The 17,033-nt window shown below is 53.7% G+C and carries 18 protein-coding genes; 11 read left to right on the plus strand and 7 right to left on the minus strand.

The window, feature by feature from the left end; all coding sequences use genetic code 11:
• Positions 1 to 41: 41 nt before the first annotated feature.
• On the plus strand, positions 42 to 320 hold the full coding sequence (locus tag DMB82_RS00550) for a type II toxin-antitoxin system TacA family antitoxin (RefSeq protein ID WP_125176134.1): 279 nt from the start codon (positions 42 to 44) through the stop codon (positions 318 to 320).
• A gap of 75 nt (positions 321 to 395) precedes the next feature.
• Here DMB82_RS00550 and DMB82_RS00555 read toward each other — a convergent pair whose 3' ends face one another.
• Together DMB82_RS00555 and DMB82_RS00560 are read right to left on the minus strand one after the other, a co-directional pair.
• The gene (locus DMB82_RS00555; protein WP_039308505.1) at positions 396 to 689 is read right to left on the minus strand and encodes a type II toxin-antitoxin system RelE/ParE family toxin; all 294 of its coding nucleotides are present in this window, start codon (positions 687 to 689) and stop codon (positions 396 to 398) included.
• On the minus strand, positions 682 to 924 hold the full coding sequence (locus DMB82_RS00560; protein ID WP_012772867.1) for a type II toxin-antitoxin system ParD family antitoxin: 243 nt from the start codon (positions 922 to 924) through the stop codon (positions 682 to 684). Before DMB82_RS00560 ends, DMB82_RS00555 begins: the two co-directional genes overlap by 8 nt.
• A 213-nt stretch (positions 925 to 1,137) precedes the next feature.
• Here DMB82_RS00560 and ugpB point away from each other — a divergent pair, with 213 nt between their 5' ends.
• The 6 genes from ugpB (at position 1,138) to DMB82_RS00590 (ending at position 7,370) form a co-directional block, all read left to right on the plus strand.
• Complete coding sequence (gene ugpB, locus DMB82_RS00565) at positions 1,138 to 2,472, plus strand: sn-glycerol-3-phosphate ABC transporter substrate-binding protein UgpB (RefSeq protein ID WP_014917030.1); 1,335 nt, start codon at positions 1,138 to 1,140, stop codon at positions 2,470 to 2,472.
• Between the two features lie 72 nt (positions 2,473 to 2,544).
• Positions 2,545 to 3,432 (plus strand): sn-glycerol-3-phosphate ABC transporter permease UgpA, encoded by an 888-nt coding sequence (gene ugpA / locus DMB82_RS00570; protein WP_010281599.1) that lies wholly within the window; start codon positions 2,545 to 2,547, stop codon positions 3,430 to 3,432.
• 25 nt (positions 3,433 to 3,457) lie between these two features.
• Positions 3,458 to 4,303, plus strand: coding sequence for a sn-glycerol-3-phosphate ABC transporter permease UgpE (gene ugpE / locus DMB82_RS00575; RefSeq protein WP_039275834.1), 846 nt, complete (start codon positions 3,458 to 3,460; stop codon positions 4,301 to 4,303).
• A 25-nt stretch (positions 4,304 to 4,328) separates the two neighbouring features.
• Positions 4,329 to 5,402: a sn-glycerol-3-phosphate import ATP-binding protein UgpC gene (locus DMB82_RS00580; RefSeq protein ID WP_116164069.1), complete on the plus strand. Its 1,074-nt coding sequence runs from the start codon at positions 4,329 to 4,331 to the stop codon at positions 5,400 to 5,402.
• On the plus strand, positions 5,402 to 6,151 hold the full coding sequence (ugpQ, locus tag DMB82_RS00585; RefSeq protein ID WP_116164071.1) for a glycerophosphodiester phosphodiesterase: 750 nt from the start codon (positions 5,402 to 5,404) through the stop codon (positions 6,149 to 6,151). Before DMB82_RS00580 ends, ugpQ begins: the two co-directional genes overlap by 1 nt.
• A gap of 262 nt (positions 6,152 to 6,413) precedes the next feature.
• Positions 6,414 to 7,370: an AEC family transporter gene (locus DMB82_RS00590; RefSeq protein ID WP_116164073.1), complete on the plus strand. Its 957-nt coding sequence runs from the start codon at positions 6,414 to 6,416 to the stop codon at positions 7,368 to 7,370.
• A 13-nt stretch (positions 7,371 to 7,383) separates the two neighbouring features.
• Here the strand turns inward: DMB82_RS00590 and DMB82_RS00595 are convergent, their stop codons facing one another.
• Entirely contained in the window at positions 7,384 to 7,680 is a 297-nt protein-coding gene (locus DMB82_RS00595; RefSeq protein ID WP_116164075.1) for a hypothetical protein, read from the minus strand.
• A 321-nt stretch (positions 7,681 to 8,001) separates the two neighbouring features.
• Between DMB82_RS00595 and DMB82_RS00600 the strand changes: the two genes are divergently transcribed.
• Positions 8,002 to 8,466 (plus strand): tRNA (cytidine(34)-2'-O)-methyltransferase, encoded by a 465-nt coding sequence (locus tag DMB82_RS00600; protein ID WP_039363418.1) that lies wholly within the window; start codon positions 8,002 to 8,004, stop codon positions 8,464 to 8,466.
• Positions 8,467 to 8,476: 10 nt separating this feature from the next.
• Here DMB82_RS00600 and DMB82_RS00605 read toward each other — a convergent pair whose 3' ends face one another.
• The 4 genes from DMB82_RS00605 to cpxR all read right to left on the minus strand — a co-directional run bounded on the left by DMB82_RS00605 (position 8,477) and on the right by cpxR (position 13,680).
• A complete protein-coding gene (locus DMB82_RS00605; RefSeq protein ID WP_116164077.1) occupies positions 8,477 to 9,277 on the minus strand; it encodes a DUF3142 domain-containing protein in 801 nt (266 codons plus the stop codon).
• Entirely contained in the window at positions 9,247 to 11,421 is a 2,175-nt protein-coding gene (locus tag DMB82_RS00610) for a PA5441 family protein (RefSeq protein WP_116164079.1), read from the minus strand. Before DMB82_RS00610 ends, DMB82_RS00605 begins: the two co-directional genes overlap by 31 nt.
• 193 nt (positions 11,422 to 11,614) lie before the next feature.
• Positions 11,615 to 12,985, minus strand: a complete 1,371-nt coding sequence (gene cpxA, locus DMB82_RS00615; RefSeq protein ID WP_102118146.1) for an envelope stress sensor histidine kinase CpxA — start codon at positions 12,983 to 12,985, stop codon at positions 11,615 to 11,617.
• Positions 12,982 to 13,680, minus strand: a complete 699-nt coding sequence (cpxR, locus tag DMB82_RS00620) for an envelope stress response regulator transcription factor CpxR (RefSeq protein WP_102118147.1) — start codon at positions 13,678 to 13,680, stop codon at positions 12,982 to 12,984. The genes cpxA and cpxR overlap by 4 nt, the downstream gene beginning before the upstream one ends.
• Positions 13,681 to 13,833: 153 nt before the next feature.
• Between cpxR and cpxP the strand changes: the two genes are divergently transcribed.
• The 3 genes from cpxP (at position 13,834) to fieF (ending at position 16,930) form a co-directional block, all read left to right on the plus strand.
• Positions 13,834 to 14,358 (plus strand): cell-envelope stress modulator CpxP, encoded by a 525-nt coding sequence (cpxP, locus tag DMB82_RS00625; protein ID WP_102118148.1) that lies wholly within the window; start codon positions 13,834 to 13,836, stop codon positions 14,356 to 14,358.
• A 399-nt stretch (positions 14,359 to 14,757) separates the two neighbouring features.
• Positions 14,758 to 15,945 carry a sugar transporter gene (locus DMB82_RS00630; protein ID WP_102118149.1) on the plus strand — a complete coding sequence of 396 codons (1,188 nt, stop codon included), beginning with the start codon at positions 14,758 to 14,760 and terminating at the stop codon, positions 15,943 to 15,945.
• An 82-nt stretch (positions 15,946 to 16,027) separates the two neighbouring features.
• The gene (fieF, locus tag DMB82_RS00635; protein ID WP_116164081.1) at positions 16,028 to 16,930 is read left to right on the plus strand and encodes a CDF family cation-efflux transporter FieF; all 903 of its coding nucleotides are present in this window, start codon (positions 16,028 to 16,030) and stop codon (positions 16,928 to 16,930) included.
• Positions 16,931 to 17,033: the final 103 nt, after the last annotated feature.

A 17,033-nucleotide genomic window follows, 5' to 3' on the forward strand; every position in this document is an offset into this window, starting at 1 on the left:
TCATGTAGGGTTGTAGAGAGATTCACTACACAGGCATGATGATGAAACCTGAAACTAAAGAAGCGCCAATCAATATTCGGGCCAAAGCCTCCCAGCGGGACTTGATCGATATGGCTGCAAACCTTGTGTCAAAATCACGTACCGATTTTATGCTTGAAGCCGCCTGCCGCGAGGCGCAGGACATCTTGTTGGATCAACGTTTGTTTATTCTGGACAACGAACAGTTTGACGGATTGTTGGCCGAGTTGGATGCGCCTATCACCGCAGAACGTCATGCCCGCATTAACGATCTGATGAGCCGCAAATCTCCATGGGAATAACTGCACCAGAGCCATTACTGATTATTGTTCTTGGTGGCATGCTATTGATTGAATACATCCTTATTTAGCCACTTTTTAAATATCAAAAAAGTGGCACATAGGTTCCATTTGCTGATGCAGGATTCGGATGATAAGAAGATCTTCTTCTCGTATGCGGTAGAAAATAGCGTGTTGCCTATGATCGAATCGGCGCACACCATTGCTAATTTCAGGGTACTCTTGGCCTATATAAGGGGATTCTGCTAGCAGAATCAGCGTATTCTCTAGCGACTCTGTATAATTGTCAGCCTGACTGATGCCATAGTTGATCAATGTGTACTCAAAGATGCCTGCGAAATCTTCTGCTGCAAGATTAGAGAGTTTATACATTCCGTTCGCGCTTCTTTTTTGCCGCAATTTCACGCAGCGTCAACGAACTTTCTCCACTTTGCTCCCCTGCATAAATCGCTTTTTTCAGAGCCTCTGTTTTGGATTCTTGTTGCTCAAGAAGGCGAAGCGCTGACCTGATGACTTCACTGGTAGAACTATAGCGACCGCTATCTATTAATTTGGAGACAAAGTCATCCAGTTGTTCGCCGATCGTAATACTTGTCGTTCTAGGCATAAAACCTCCTGTGTTATCTATTAACACAGATGGTAGCACAGAACAGCCTACTTAGTAGCCAATAAGAAGATAGTAGCCAATAAGAAGACCTTCTTTCCTTGTCACTTTCCCGTCATCTTCCAGTTATTTTTCTGTCATGTGCTCATGTCATGTTTACCTTCGCATAAAAAACGCCGTGATGATGGCGCATTTAATTGATTGCAGGAGACAGGCATGTTCAACAACACAATTCGTAAAACACATGCTATTCGCACCGCCGCGGCGTGTGTGGCATTAGCGCTGATGAGCGCCAGTGCGCAGGCCGCGACAGAAATTCCTTTCTGGCACTCCATGGAAGGCGAATTAGGGAAAGAAGTGAATTCTCTGGCTGACCGTTTTAACCAAGCGCACAGCGATGTAAAAATTGTGCCGGTCTACAAAGGCAACTACGAACAGAATCTGGCCGCTGGGATTGCGGCCTACCGCGCGGGGAATGCGCCCGCCATTTTGCAGGTCTATGAAGTCGGTACGGCGACCATGATGGCAAGTAAAGCCATCAAGCCAGTCTATGAAGTCTTCAAAGAGTCAGGCATTAATTTCGATGAGTCGGTGTTTGTACCGACCGTCTCCGGTTATTACACCGATGCGAAGAGCGGTCACCTGCTGTCGCAGCCGTTTAACAGCTCCACGCCGGTGCTGTACTATAACAAAGATGCCTTCAAGAAAGCCGGTTTAGATCCAGAGCAGCCGCCGAAAACCTGGCAGCAGATGGCTGAGTACACCGCCAAACTGCGTGCTGCTGGGATGAAGTGCGGCTACGCCAGCGGCTGGCAGGGTTGGATTCAGATTGAAAACTTCAGCGCCTGGCACGGTCTGCCAGTTGCGAGCAAAAACAACGGCTTTGACGGCACCGATGCCGTGTTGGAATTCAACAAACCAACGCAGGTTAAGCACATTCAGCTGTTGCAGGACATGAACAAGAAGGGTGACTTCACCTATTTTGGGCGTAAGGATGAGCCGACCGAGAAATTCTATAACGGCGACTGCGCTATTACGACCGCCTCTTCCGGTTCGCTGGCGAACATTCGGGAACACGCCAAGTTCAACTACGGTGTTGGCATGATGCCGTATGACGCCGATGCGAAAGGTGCACCGCAGAACGCCATTATCGGTGGTGCCAGCCTGTGGGTGATGGGTGGAAAAGATGCCGCGACCTATAAAGGCGTCGCTGAGTTTATGAAATTCCTGGCCGAACCGGAAAATGCTGCTGAATGGCACCAGAAAACCGGTTACCTGCCAATCACTACTGCGGCGTACGAACTGACGCAGAAGCAGGGCTTCTACGAGAAAAACCCAGGTGCGGATATCGCCACGCGTCAGATGCTGAACAAGCCACCGTTGCCGTTCACCAAAGGTCTGCGTTTGGGCAACATGCCGCAAATTCGTACCGTTGTGGATGAAGAATTAGAAAGCGTATGGACCAATAAGAAGACGCCACAGCAGGCGTTGGATAGCGCAGTAGAACGCGGTAACGCGCTGCTGCGTCGCTTTGAACAATCGACGAAGTAACACGCTTCTGTTGAGCAATATCGGGCCGAAGGGAATCGGCCTGTTTCTTTTCTGTTTGCAATGAGTTACCGCATGACATCATCCCGCCCCGTTTTTCGCAGCAGCTGGTTGCCCTACGTGCTGGTGTTGCCCCAACTGCTGATTACCGTGATTTTCTTTATCTGGCCTGCCGGTCAGGCGCTGTGGTATTCGGTGCAGAACCTGGATCCATTTGGGTTATCCAGCGAATTTGTCGGCATGGAAAACTTCAGACAGCTGTTCAATAACCCTTACTACCTTGATTCGTTTTACACCACGCTGATATTCAGCTTTCTGGTGGCAGGGTTTGGCATGCTGATTTCACTCTTTCTGGCCGCGCTGGTGGACTACGTGATCCGTGCCAGCCGCCTGTACCAGACGTTGATCATCCTGCCGTATGCCGTGGCACCCGCCGTTGCTGCCGTGTTGTGGATGTTCTTGTTTAACCCCGGTCTGGGGCTGATCACCCACTTTCTCGGGCTGCTGGGCTATACGTGGAACCACGCACAGAACAGCGGTCAGGCGATGTTTTTAGTCGTACTGGCGTCGGTCTGGAAACAGATTAGCTATAACTTCCTGTTCTTCCTTGCTGCGCTGCAATCGATCCCCCGTTCGCTGGTGGAAGCGGGCGCGATTGATGGTGCTGGCCCCGTTCGGCGCTTCTTCAATCTGGTGCTGCCGATGATTTCTCCGGTGAGCTTCTTCCTGCTGGTGGTCAATCTGGTGTACGCCTTTTTCGATACCTTCCCGATTATCGATGCCGCAACGGCTGGTGGACCGGTGCAGTCGACGACCACGCTGATCTACAAAATTTATCGTGAGGGCTTCGCAGGGCTGGATTTGTCCAGTTCGGCAGCGCAGTCGGTGGTACTGATGATACTGGTTATCGGGCTGACCGTGATTCAGTTCCGTTTTGTTGAGCGGAAGGTGAATTACCAATGAAGATAAATCTACAAGGTCAATGCCAATGATTGAGAATCGTCGCGGGTTAACTATTTTCAGCCACGTCATGCTGATCGTCGGCATTCTCGCCGTACTGTTTCCGCTGTACGTGGGGTTTGTGGCCGCCACGCTGGATAATCAGGAAGTCTTTCAGGCTCCGATGACGCTCATCCCCGGTTCTCACCTGTGGGAAAACCTGCGTTATATCTGGCTGCACGGCGCGGGCAATAACACCACGCCGTTCGGACTGATGCTGCTTAACAGCTTCGTGATGGCGCTGGCGATTACGATAGGCAAAATCACCGTATCGATCCTGTCCGCTTACGCCATCGTCTATTTTCGTTTTCCGCTGCGCAACCTGTTCTTCTGGATGATTTTTCTGACGCTGATGCTGCCGGTGGAAGTGCGTATTTTCCCGACGGTGGAAGTGATCGCGCGGCTGGACATGATGGACAGCTACACCGGTTTAACGCTGCCGCTGATGGCTTCGGCGACCGCGACCTTCCTGTTCCGCCAGTTCTTTATGACGCTGCCGGATGAGCTGATGGAAGCGGCGCGTATCGACGGTGCCAGCCCGATGCGTTTCTTCTTCGACATGGTGTTACCGCTGTCGAAAACCAATCTGGCGGCGTTGTTCGTGATCACGTTCATCTACGGCTGGAACCAATACCTGTGGCCGCTGCTGATTGTCAGCGATGCCGATCTGGGCACCGCAGTCGCCGGGATTAAAAGCATGATTGCCTCCGGCGATGGGGCCACGCAGTGGAATCAGGTGATGGCGGCCATGCTGCTGACCATGTTGCCGCCGCTGCTGGTTGTGCTACTGATGCAGCGCTGGTTCGTTCGCGGTCTGGTCGACAGCGAAAAATAAATCGAGACGAATTTCGGAAACGCTTATGGCATGTTTAAAACTTCAGGCCGTCACCAAGTCTTACGATGGCAAAACACAGATTATCCAACCTATCGATCTGGACGTCGCGGACGGCGAATTCGTGGTGATGGTCGGGCCGTCAGGCTGTGGCAAATCGACGCTCCTGCGCATGGTAGCAGGCCTCGAACGCACCACCAGCGGTGATATCTACATTGATAACCAGCGGGTCACCAATCTGGAACCGAAAGATCGCGGTATTGCGATGGTGTTCCAGAACTATGCGCTTTATCCCCATATGAACGTGTTCGACAATATGGCCTACGGCTTGAAAATCCGTGGCTTCGGCAAGGCGCAGATCCGCGAGCGCGTGGAAGATGCGGCGCGAATTCTGGAACTGATGCCGCTGCTGCAACGCAAACCGCGTGAGCTATCGGGCGGTCAACGTCAGCGCGTGGCGATGGGACGGGCGATTGTGCGTGAACCGGCGGTATTCCTGTTCGATGAACCGTTGTCGAATCTGGATGCCAAACTGCGCGTACAGATGCGGCTCGAATTACAGCAACTGCACCAGCGTTTGAAAACCACCAGCCTGTACGTCACGCACGATCAGGTTGAAGCCATGACGCTGGCACAGCGCGTTATCGTCATGAACAAAGGGATCGCCGAACAAATCGGTGCACCGGCTGAGATTTATCGCCGCCCGGCATCGCTGTTTGTGGCCAGCTTTATTGGTTCACCGGCCATGAACCTGTGGTCAGGTCGCATTAGTGATGACGGCTGCCGCTTTGAAATCGATGGCGACATCGCGCTGGCGCTGTCTGAACCGAAGCCGCAATGGCGCGGTAAAGCATTGACGCTGGGGGTTCGACCAGAGCATATTCAGCTGGCGACGAGTGAAACTGGCGGTATCCCGTTGCAGATTTCAACACTCGAACTGCTGGGCGCGGACAATTTAGCGCACGGCAAGTGGGGCGGGCAGAACGTGATTGCGAGGCTCTCTTATGAGCACTGCCCCGCGATCGGTTCAACGCTCTGGCTACAATTACCGACGTCATCATGGCACCTGTTTGATTCGCAAAGCGGATTACGGATGGAATAATGGAAACAATCTGGCCTTACCCGAGCATTGTCGCCCATCGCGGCGGCGGTTCACTGGCACCGGAAAACACGCTGGCGGCGATTGATGTCGGTGCCAGCCTCGGTCATAAGATGATCGAATTTGACGCCAAGCTGTCGCAGGACGGCCAGATTTTCCTTTTACACGACGACACGCTTGAGCGCACCAGTAACGGCTGGGGCATTGCAGGTGAACTGCCGTGGGACAAGCTGGTCGGGCTGGACGTCGGCGGCTGGTACGGTCATAAATTTGTCGGTGAACGCCTGCCGCTGTTATCGGAAGTAGCAAAACGCTGTGTGCAGTACGGCATGGCGGCCAACATCGAAATTAAACCCACCACTGGATATGAAACAGAAACCGGACGGGTTATCGCGCTGGCGGCGCGCCAGCTGTGGGCCGATCATCCGGTCGCACCGCTGCTGTCATCGTTTTCTATCGAAGCTCTGGAAGCGGCGCAGCAGGCGGTGCCAGAACTGCCGCGTGGGTTGCTGCTGGATGAGTGGGAAGAGGACTGGCTGGCGTTAACGCAGCGTCTGGATTGTGTGTCCATCCACCTGAATCACAAACTGCTGACGGCAGAACGCGTCGCGTCGCTGAAAGCTGCGGGTTTGCGTATTCTGGTTTATACCGTCAACCAACCTGATCGCGCGCAAACTTTGCTGGATTGGGGCGTTGACTGTATCTGTACTGACCGGATAGATTTAATCGGGGCTAACTTCGCGACCGGCTGAGGTCTGCCTTATACCCGTCATACTTCAAGCTGCTTGTGCGTTGGCTGCCTTTGCTCACCCCAGTCACTTACCTGAGTAAGCTCCTGGGGATTCTCGCAGTTGCCGCATTACAAGGCCATAAATGGGCCTTGCCCTAAAGGGTCAACGCATAGCGTTGTTCAAAACGCTAACGTTTTGTCACGCAACTCGAATTATTTAGGGTATATCTCCGTAATAACGGATCCTCTTTCTGACTTGGTGCCGGTAATAAGGAAGTGGCGTCATGCCCGCATTTATTGTTTCGCTTTGGCACCAGATTTTTCTGTCGTTACCCCTCTTTGTTCTTATCGCACTCGGCTATAGCCTGATTCGCTATGGTAAATGGCCGACCACTGTGACCGACGGCATGACACGCTTTGTCTTCTCCGTCGCCATGCCCGCGATGCTATTCCGCCTGATGTCGGATTTTTCCAAACGTCCGGTGGTGGATGCCCGACTGCTGATCGCCTTTTTTGGCGGCTGCCTGCTGGTGTTTGTCTTAGGCCGCATCGTGGCGCGCAAGGTCTTTCATCTCGATGGCGTCTCTGGCTCGCTGTTTGCGCTGAGCGGTATCTTCTCCAACAACGTGATGCTGGGGCTGCCGATTGCCACGCTGATGCTGGGCGAAAAGGCGATTCCGTCTGTCGCGCTGGTCGTCGTGTTCAACGGGCTTATTTTGTGGACGCTGGTGACGGTGTCGGTGGAATGGGCGCGTAACGGCGCGCTGTCGCTACAGGGCTTTACCAAAACCGCGCTGGGCGTGCTGAAGAACCCGCTGATTATCGGCATTCTGTCCGGGACCTTATTCAGTCTGACGGGTCTGCCGCTGCCGTCGTATGTCGATCAGCCGCTTGCCATGCTGGGACAGATTGCCGCGCCGCTGTCGCTGGTGGCACTGGGAATGGGACTGGCGGAATACCGCGTGCGTGATGGCTGGCAGATCAGTACGGCGATTTGCACGATCAAGCTACTGGTTCAGCCGCTGGTGATCTGGGGGATTGCGATTGCACTCGGCCTGCCGGAAATGGAAACGCGTGCGGTCGTGCTGCTGGGGTCGATGGCGGTGGGCGTCAACGTCTATCTGATGTCGCGCCAGTTCGATGTACTGGGTGGCCCGGTGGCATCAAGCCTATTGCTATCAACGGCGATGGCGGCATTAACCACGCCGTTGATTCTGACGCTGATGGGTGTGCGGCTATAAGGCCGCCATCGAATCAGGGATTCTGTTTAATCGGCGGCGGTGGTGTGGTTTTCTGCGAGCGATCTAAATCCTTCTGTAGCTGCTGCTGGCGCTGTTGCTGCAACTGCTGATTGCGCTGTTGGAGCTGCTGATTCAACTGCTGTTGCTGTAATTTCTGGTTCTGCTGCATATTTTGCTGCAACTGTTTCTGGCTGCTGATACCACTCTCAAATTGCTGCTGAGGCGTCGGTGCTTGCGTCGTGTTAGCGCTTGCCAGAAGCGGCAGGCTTAGCAGGGCAGCACAGGCCAATAGTGTCTTAGGGTGTTTCATTAAACCTCCACGCAGGCTATACCCGTCATACTTCAAGCTGCTTGTGCGTTGGCCGCCCTTACTCACCCCAGTCACTTACCTGAGTAAGCTCCTGGGGATTCGCCCGGTTGCCGCCTTCACGCAACTCGAATTATTTAGGGTATACATGCCCGCATCGTGTTTTCATCAGCACATTATCCTGATGTATTTACTTAAGTGTAATCGTTGTGGATGAAAACGTCGTGCAGAGTAATCCGCAATCCTGCGTGCACAGGTTTTGGGCTGCCCTGTGGGAATGCGTTATACTGCGGCGGAATTTTTCTTCGTGGTTGACGCTATCTCATGTTCCATATCGCGCTCTATGAGCCTCAAATTGCACCGAACACTGGCAATATTATCCGACTGGCGGCCAACAACGGCTGTACACTTCATTTGATTGAACCACTTGGGTTTGATTTTGAAGAGAAAAAGCTGCGCCGCGCAGGGCTGGATTATCACGATCTGGCGAACGTCAGCCGTCATAAAAACTATCAGGATTTTCTGGCTGCGGTTCCCGGCAAACGCATCTTCGCCTGTACCACCAAAGGCAGCCGCCCGTATGACCAACCGAGCTACCAGCCAGGTGATGTATTGCTGTTTGGATCGGAAACGTCCGGTCTGCCAGACGAGATTCGCAACGGCTTTGAATCAGATTTCCGTATCCGCATTCCCATGCAGTCTAATAACCGTAGCCTGAATCTGTCGAATGCCGTGGCGATAATTAGCTATGAAGCCTGGCGGCAAAATGGCTTCGGCGGCTGCCTATAGCTGTTGCTTGCTACAGCCTGCCATTGGCGGATTTTTTCAGGGGTGGATTCACCAGAAACACCACTTCCCCGCGATAATACGGTGAAGTGGCAAGGCGCTGCTGCCACTGCGGTTCCCACTTGCCGTGTTGCACCAACCCGACCCGGAACGGCAGGGTCAGCTTCATCAGTGCAGGCAGGTACTCTGCGTAATTGGTAATGGTGCTGCGCCCCTGATAGATCTGCACCACCACTTCATCCAGCTTGCCCTGTAAGCGGTTCAACGCCGCAACATCACCGGTTTTCGACCAATCGAGCAGCCCTGTAATACTGAGCTGACAATCTTCGGGTAAACGCTCGCGTAATTGCGTCAGAAACGCGACATAGCCTGCTAACTGATAGCTTTTCGCGTCAAAATCGATCTGAATCCCAACCACTTGATTGCCCTGACTCTGCCACTTTTCCCGTAACTTTAGTATCCGGTTCAGGTGGCGATCGGAAAGCTCCAGCGTGGTCATGCGGAAAGCCAGCCAGACGCGGTTAACGCGCAACTGGCTGGGCGGGATCCCCTGACGCAGGAACACGACCTTGCCTTGGCGGCGCGCCACTTCGCCCTGATGCAGATACAGCGTCTGTGCCTGATGCAGAATCGGCTGGGGCCGCACCGCCGCCCACAGCCAGAAATTCTGATAGCGCGTTGCGTCGACGATGGGGGGGGCCGTGTTGATGGCTGAAGTGACTGCGTTAACGGAAGCGGCCTGCGAACAGAACGAGAACAGGCCGGCCAACACGATTAACGGCGTTACCAGTAATAATCGAGCTTGTCTGCCCACACGCTGCCTTTGTACTTGGTTTTCAGTTGGGTAAACCAGGCTTTGCGGGTTGCCTTGCTGATGTCCTGCGGACCACAGTCGTTATAGCCGCTTGGCGCATAGCAGTTAACCGCGCGATACAGGGCATAGGTTTTGTCTTCCGGCGGCGCTTTTGGGTCGGCAATCACCCGCATATACCCATCCAAACGGTTATATTCGGTGCCGACGAACTGCGTTGGCGCGTTGGTGAGTCCACTCAACATGCTGCCTTCTCCCCAGTCGAAGCCCACACTGTTATTGGTGCGCAGGAAAAACTCGCCGAGGCAGTTAATCGAACGAGCATCATTGGGGCGTTGATTCAGCGTCTCGACCACGTCATTCAGCGCCGGGCATTGGTAGTCTTCTTCGGTATCGCTGCCGTCCCAGTCAAATGCTGTTAAATCTTCCTGATTCCAGCTTTGATTTTCGCTGCTGACGAGCGGCGCAATGTCTTTCCTCAACTGAACATCTTTGAGATAGCTGGCGTAATCACCGTGGGTCAGCGACTTGGTTAACAACGTATGCAGTGCGATAGCCCGTTCTTCATGGGTTTGCTGCGGGCCCGTTTGCTGACGCAGCAGCTCGGCGTTGGCACTAATTTTCAGCACGGCGGAACGGAAACGCAGATTTTTCACTGGGCTGTCGGCGGCAAAGATCCGCTCTGGATGACCTGCCTTGACCAACGTTTCCGCCAGCGCCAGTTGCAGGAACTGATTTTGCGTGTACCCCATATTGCGTGTTAAGAGTTGACGCCAATGCGCTTCCGCCTCATCCCAGCGCTCCAGACGCACCAGCGCCCGACCGCGTAAGACTTGCAGGCTGAAACGCACAGTATCAGTCAGATCGTTCGCCTGTGTCGCGGGAACGCTGTTAACCACGGCAGCGTAATCTTTTTGACCATAAAACAGCTGTGCTGCCTGAAGGTAGCTGAACGCATCCTGCATGTTGTCTTGCGCAAACAGCGGTTTCTGCGCGGCCAACTCGTCAGCGGATAAGGCGGGTAATGCCAGCCAGCCGTCATCTGAACGCAAGCGTTTGAGGTCTTGCACCATCGTCAACGGCGGGCTGCCCGGCGCGCTGGTGAATTGCCGATTTTCCAGCAGCTTGTTGTCGATCTCGTCGCTCAATTCAAGGAGTGCTTCGACGTCGGCGGTGTTGTCCAGCTCGTGTTGGTACGTTGTCGCTAAGGCATTCATATCGTCCATAATCCAGTAAGCACGGCGATACAGCCCGTTAGCGGACTCGATGTATTGCCCGTCTGGATACTGTTTCAGATAGTCGCCAATATGCTGAATGGCAAGCTGTGCAGCCGCTTTATCGGCTTTACTGGCATCGAACATATTGTATTCATCAAGCGCGTTTTCCATCGCTTTATTGATCGCTACGCGAATCAACATATAGCGCGAGGTTTCCGCGACCCACGGCTGTGGTGAAGATGTTAGCGCCTGAAAGCCGCTTTCCGCCTCATCGAAGTGGCCCTGATAAAACGCCAGCGCCGCGAACAGATACTGAGTGAGTGCGCCGGCATGTCCTTCACCCGGCAGGCTTGCAAGACCTTTGTTCAGCGCCTCTTTGGTATACAACGGGCTGAGAAGATTCACCCGCTGATGTGCCAGCAGTGTGCGCTGTTCATGGGTGAGCGGTGTGTCAGCCCGCAGGACGTCGAAAAACGCTTCCAGCGTGGAAAGCGCATTGGAAATATGGCGACCTTCGTTATCGTCAGGCGAAAACGTGGAGATCGTGCCCTGAACGGCTGAAGAGAGGTTAAGCTGCTTCGCTTTATTCAGCGTTGAAAGGTAGGGCGCATCAGCCGTGACATCTTCCCCAGAATCGGAAGATGGAACCCCTTCTGTGGCGGCAATCCCCATGACTCGGTAGGCCGTAAAAGGGTCGATACGTGAACGCGTTTGATCGGGTAAAGGATGGGGTAACGGAAGCGACATCTTGTGGAGACGGCTTTGCAGCAACATCAGGTTAGCACGCGTGTCGTTGCCCGGCTGCAAATAGGGCAGGGCAGACACGCCACATTCCGAGTCGGAAAAGCCGCACACTCCATCGCTGGAACTGAATGCCTGACTGCTCATTAGCGCGGTCAGTACGCCAGCCAGCAGCGTTACTCCTTTCATGGTTTGTATCCTTCATTCAACACGTGTCTTGCCTGTTTTCGGCATGAGTGACGATCACTCTACGCAATCGCCGAAAAAACTCAATGCAGTATAACCGTTAGAAGATAAACAGAAAGTGACAGGTGCCCATGTCGGGCACCTGAGAGCGTGTTATAGAAGTAAACGTCGGCAGTAGGGAACGTGCCTGCCTGATTTACCGCTGATGCAGTGGCAGCCAGATGATCAGACGCAATCCACCCAGTGGACTGTCTTCCGCTTTTACCCAGCCTTTGTGCTGTGTAATGGCGGTTTCCACGATGGCGAGCCCTAAACCGCTGCCGCCGGATTCGCGGTCACGCGCTTCATCCGTACGGTAGAAGGGACGGAAAATCTGCTCGCGATCTTCCGGGCTCACGCCGGGGCCATCGTCATCCACTTTAATGGTGATGCCCTGATTATCCACTGAGAAGGCCACTTCGATGTGGTTGTGAGAATAACGCAGCGCGTTGCGCACGATATTTTCCAGCGCACTGTCGAGCGAGGCGGTGTTGCCAAAGAGCGTCCACGGCCCCGGAGGATAGGGCACTTCCAGCGTTTTCCCCATCTGCTCGGCTTCAAAGGCGGCATCATCCAGTACATTGCCCCACAGTTCATCGGCACGCAGGAACTCACGGGTCAGTTCGTTCTTGTGTTGATTACGTGAGAGCACTAGCAGATCGTTAATCATGCTGTCGAGCCGCTGAGTTTCCATTTCAATGCGGTTCAGCTCATTGCCTTCACCCTGACGCCGACGCAGCAGCGCCGTTGCCAACTGCAAGCGTGTCAGCGGCGTACGCAGTTCATGGGAGATATCCGACAGCAGGCGTTGCTGTGCGGTGACCATCCGCTCCAATGCGCTGACCATCTGGTTAAAGCTGACGCCCGTCGCCTGAAATTCCTGCGGACCAGATTCCAGCTCAGGGCGCTGGCGTAAATTGCCTTTGGCGACTTCGTCGGCAGCATGTTTGAGCTTACGTGCGGGTTTCGCCAGACTCCAGGCAAGCCAGAGCAGTAGCGGTGAACTGATCAGCATGGTGAAGATCAGCAGTAGTAAAGGGCGGTCAAACAGCAGGCTGATGAAATCGGACTGTGGGCTGCTGCTGGGGCGGCTCAGGTAAAGTTGGTAGTTGTCTTCACCATCACGAATAGAGAAGGGGCCAAGCAGTTCAATACGGCCATAGTTTTTCTTTTGTGGATGATCGGCGTTATCTGACAGCCCGATAAAGTTGCGCACGATCTGCATTTCATTCTTTTGTGCACCCAGCACGCGTCCTTCGCTGGTGACTAACAGGAGGCGCTGCCCCGGTGGAGCCCACTTTTCCAGCACCCAGAATAGCCGTAACCACCAGCGCAGATCGTTGGCTGGCGTATTGGCAAGGTCTGCTTCAATGTGCTGTTCCAGCATGATGCCCTGCCGCTGCTCGTTCTCCAGCAAGGCGGTAAGCTGGCGCGAGTCCAGCTTAGGCACCATCAGGACCAGCATGAGTACCAGCGCCAGCGTCAACCAAAAAATGGCAAAAATACGGGCGGTCAAGCTATTGATCATGCAGCCGATACCATCAAATAGCCTCGTCCACGCAGCGTTTTAAACCAAGGCAGACCGTCCCTGCGCTCTGGCAACTTACGCCGCAGGTTCGAGATATGCATATCGATCGCGCGGTCAAACGGTGTCAGCCGTTTCCCCAGCACTTCCTGACTTAAATGTTCGCGGGACACTACCTGTCCCAGCCGCTGTGCCAGCAGATAGAGCAGCGTAAATTCGGTGCCTGTCAGGTCCAGTACGATATCGTCGAAGCTGGCTTCCTGTCGTCCGGGGTTCAGACGCAAGCTGTCGACTTCCAGCGTCGGGGCGCTGTTATCACCCGCCTGCTGTTGATCGGTCCAGTTGGAGCGGCGGAGAATTGCGCGAATCCGCGCCACCAGTTCCCGGTCGTTAAAAGGCTTTGGCAGATAATCATCGGCACCCAGTTCTAAACCAAGAACGCGGTCTAATTCGCTGCCGCGGGCGGTCAGCATAATGACCGGCGTTTGATGCTGCTGTCGTAGTTCTTTTAATGTATCGATACCGTTTTTCTTCGGCATCATCACATCCAGTAATAACAGGTCAATGGTGTTATCTAATATCTGTAACGCCTGCTCGCCGTCATAGGCGACAACGACGTTAAAACCTTCCATTTCGAGCAATTCTTTCAGTAAAGCGGTCAGCTCTCTATCGTCATCAACCAGCAGAATTTTATTCATGTTTTCTCTACCTCCAAGGGCAAAATACGACATAGATTAGCGCTATTCCATGACTTTACGTAGTTTTACATCCTCTGACGCATGTTTGCAGCAAGATGCGTAGACTCCTGTTCAGTGATTCACAAAATGACGTACCGCTCTGGAGAGTTATTGATGCAACAGTTCGCAACCTTATCTCTTACTTCACTGCTTATGTTAGGCACTTTTACCGCCTTTGCAGCAGAAAGTGGAGACGCCTCGGCGAGCGGCTGGCATATCGATGATTCCGTCACAAAAGGCACATCCGTCCAGCAAGGTATGTTCGATGGCGTGAGGCTGACTGAGCAACAGCGTCAGCAAATGCGTGATTTGATGCACCAGAGCCGTCAGGACAAGCCGACGTTTAATGCCGAAGATGTTAAAGCCATGCATAAGCTGGTGACGGCAGAAACGTTTGATGAAGCGGCGGTACGAGCGCAGATAACCCGAATGATGAGCGTGCAGCTCGAGCGTCAGATTCAGATGACCCGAGTGCGCAACCAAATGTATAACCTGCTGACGCCAGCGCAGAAAGAGATATTAGAGCTGAAGCATAAGCAACGCATGAAAGAGATGCAGCAACAGATATCGATGTTGAGCCAGATGGCCGCGCCAGCACCAGGTATAACAAGCCAGGCCGAGACAGATAATCCCGAGTAGTAGCGCTAGTGTAGTAAGTAGTCTGTAGTAAGTGTAGTGCAGTCCGAGTAGTCATGTGTAGTAGGTACACACCCTGTTTTTCCTTGCCATAGACACCATCCCTGTCTTTTCGCCCTCCATGATGGAGGGCTTTTTTTGCCTAAAATTCGGCACGAAAAAATCAGCACAATATGAGATATAACGCGTAGAATGTGAGCACCAAAAAATGATGCTCATGAATGTTCCCTTACCTGTCTTCAGGCTTTTGGCTGACATCCTCATAAAAGCACGCTGAAACACCCTTGGCCGCTCGCCGATTACACGGCGATGTCATACTTTCCCTGTACCATTGCTTCATCGCGTTAGCCTCTGCCACGACAGGGGGCGCATTCTTTTATTTTAACTTTTGATATCAATACCATGACCCGTTCTTCCCGTTCGACCGCCTGGTTACGCGTCGTCAGCCTTTCTCTGGCGGCCTTCATTTTTAACACCGCTGAATTTGCCCCCGTCGCGCTGTTGTCAGATATCGCTGCCAGTTTTTCCATGAGCGCCGCGCAGGTCGGGCTGATCATCACGATTTACGCTTGGGTGGTTGGGCTGATGTCGCTGCCCTGCATGCTGATGTCCAGCGATATGGAGCGACGCAGCCTGCTGATCAAAATCTTTATCCTGTTCGCCGTCAGCAATGTGTTGTCTGGTCTGGCTTGGAACTATTGGGTGTTGGTAATCGCTCGTATCGGCGTGGCGCTGGCTCACGCGATATTCTGGTCGATTACGGCATCGCTGGTGGTGCGTTTGGCACCTGCGGACAAAAAAGCGCAAGCGTTAAGCTTGCTGGCGACCGGCACGGCGCTGGCGCTGGTGCTGGGGTTACCGCTGGGGCGTGTGGTCGGGCAGTATCTGGGCTGGCGTGTGACGTTCGTTCTGATTGGCCTGATTGCTGCGGGGATTATGGTGGGTCTGATTAAACTGCTGCCTGTGCTGCCGAGCAGTAATTCCGGTTCGTTGAAGAGTTTGCCTCTCCTGCTTAAACGTCCGGCGCTGCTGTGCGTGTACGGCCTGACCGTCATGATCGTTACGGCGCATTTTACCGCCTACAGTTATATTGAGCCGTTTATCCAGAAAGTGGCGTTGTTGAGTGAAAACTTCACGACCATCTTGCTGCTGATTTTTGGTGGTGCTGGCATCATTGGCAGCATGCTGTTCAGCCGCTACAGCGGCAAATATCCGGCAGGCTTCCTGATTGTCTCGTTCGCGTTTCTGGCGGTGTGTTTACTACTCCTGCTGCCTTTGTCATTCAGCGGCTGGAGCCTGTCGACGCTGTGTGTCGTCTGGGGGATCGCCATTATGGCGCTGAGTCTGGGAATGCAGGTCAAGGTGCTGACGCTGGCATCGGATGCTACCGACGTGGCGATGGCGCTCTACTCAGGAATTTATAACATTGGGATCGGCGGCGGTGCGCTGCTGGGCAATCAGGTGATTATCCATTTGGGCCTGCCCGACATCGGTTTCATGGGTGCGGCGATGGCGATACTGGCAACCGTGTGCTGTATTTTTACGTTTGTCCGCTATGCCCGTGTGTTAAAAACATCATTGGCGAACTGAATACGGGCAATGACCCAAGCGATCCTTGTTTCTGTCAACGTCTCCGTTTTCTGTAAGGGCATTCGTTTTACGTGAGGGCATGATGAATCCACACTATGCACGTCTGGTGACGCTGGCAGCCGTGAGCGCAACGGTCGTAGCGCTGGTACTGTTCATAATGAAAGTGTTTGCCTGGTGGCATACCGGTTCGGTAAGCCTGTTGGCGTCGTTGGTTGATTCGCTGGTAGATATCGCCGCGTCGCTGGTGAACCTGCTGGTGGTGCGCTATTCGCTGCAACCCGCAGATACTGAGCATGCATTCGGCCACGGTAAAGCGGAATCGCTGGCTGCGCTGGCGCAGAGCATGTTTATCTCCGGCTCGGCGCTGTTCCTGATTCTGATGGGGCTGCAACATTCGCTGGAGCCCCAGACGCTGCACGCACCGGAAGTGGGCATGTGGGTGACGCTCATTGCGCTGGTGGCTACGCTGCTGCTGGTAGCGTTCCAGCGCTGGGTCGTGAAGCGTACGCACAGTCAGGCGGTGCGTGCGGATATGCTGCATTATCAGTCCGACCTGTTGATGAACGGTGCGATTCTGGTGGCGCTGGCGCTCAGTTGGAAAGGTATTATGCGCGCCGACTCCCTGTTTGCATTGGGTATTGGCGGCTATATTTTATATAGCGCGTTACGCATGGGGTATGACGCCGTGCAGTCGCTGTTGGATCGCGCCCTGCCGGAGGACGAGCATCGCGCGATTGCTGAGGTGATTGTGAACTGGCCGGGCATTCGCGGCGCACATGCGTTGCGTACCCGACGTTCCGGCCCAACGCGCTTTATTCAACTGCATCTGGAAATGGATGACACGCTGCCGCTGGTTCAGGCGCATCAAATTGCAGATGATCTGGAGCAGGCATTACGTGAACAGTTTCCGGGGGCCGATATTATTATCCATCAGGATCCGGTTTCTGCCGTGCCGGAAAATCAGCGTGGCAGATTGACGGCGTAGTCGGCTAGGTTTCAGCATTTTATGTTAAAAACGTGATAGGCCATGAAAATTTATGCACAATTTAGCCTGACCTGAATCAATTCAGCTTCGGGTGTTTGTTATA

It is taken from the genome of Pectobacterium aquaticum, from assembly GCF_003382565.3.
In the GTDB taxonomy this organism is placed as follows: Bacteria; Pseudomonadota; Gammaproteobacteria; order Enterobacterales; family Enterobacteriaceae; genus Pectobacterium; species Pectobacterium aquaticum.

Coding starts and splice junctions, on each gene's coding strand:
- DMB82_RS00550 (WP_125176134.1), top strand. CDS start 42: ATGAAACCTGAAACTAAAGAAGCGCCAATCAATATTCGGGCCAAAGCC.
- DMB82_RS00555 (WP_039308505.1), bottom strand. CDS start 689: ATGTATAAACTCTCTAATCTTGCAGCAGAAGATTTCGCAGGCATCTTT.
- DMB82_RS00560 (WP_012772867.1), bottom strand. CDS start 924: ATGCCTAGAACGACAAGTATTACGATCGGCGAACAACTGGATGACTTT.
- ugpB (WP_014917030.1), top strand. CDS start 1,138: ATGTTCAACAACACAATTCGTAAAACACATGCTATTCGCACCGCCGCG.
- ugpA (WP_010281599.1), top strand. CDS start 2,545: ATGACATCATCCCGCCCCGTTTTTCGCAGCAGCTGGTTGCCCTACGTG.
- ugpE (WP_039275834.1), top strand. CDS start 3,458: ATGATTGAGAATCGTCGCGGGTTAACTATTTTCAGCCACGTCATGCTG.
- DMB82_RS00580 (WP_116164069.1), top strand. CDS start 4,329: ATGGCATGTTTAAAACTTCAGGCCGTCACCAAGTCTTACGATGGCAAA.
- ugpQ (WP_116164071.1), top strand. CDS start 5,402: ATGGAAACAATCTGGCCTTACCCGAGCATTGTCGCCCATCGCGGCGGC.
- DMB82_RS00590 (WP_116164073.1), top strand. CDS start 6,414: ATGCCCGCATTTATTGTTTCGCTTTGGCACCAGATTTTTCTGTCGTTA.
- DMB82_RS00595 (WP_116164075.1), bottom strand. CDS start 7,680: ATGAAACACCCTAAGACACTATTGGCCTGTGCTGCCCTGCTAAGCCTG.
- DMB82_RS00600 (WP_039363418.1), top strand. CDS start 8,002: ATGTTCCATATCGCGCTCTATGAGCCTCAAATTGCACCGAACACTGGC.
- DMB82_RS00610 (WP_116164079.1), bottom strand. CDS start 11,421: ATGAAAGGAGTAACGCTGCTGGCTGGCGTACTGACCGCGCTAATGAGC.
- cpxA (WP_102118146.1), bottom strand. CDS start 12,985: ATGATCAATAGCTTGACCGCCCGTATTTTTGCCATTTTTTGGTTGACG.
- cpxR (WP_102118147.1), bottom strand. CDS start 13,680: ATGAATAAAATTCTGCTGGTTGATGACGATAGAGAGCTGACCGCTTTA.
- cpxP (WP_102118148.1), top strand. CDS start 13,834: ATGCAACAGTTCGCAACCTTATCTCTTACTTCACTGCTTATGTTAGGC.
- DMB82_RS00630 (WP_102118149.1), top strand. CDS start 14,758: ATGACCCGTTCTTCCCGTTCGACCGCCTGGTTACGCGTCGTCAGCCTT.
- fieF (WP_116164081.1), top strand. CDS start 16,028: ATGAATCCACACTATGCACGTCTGGTGACGCTGGCAGCCGTGAGCGCA.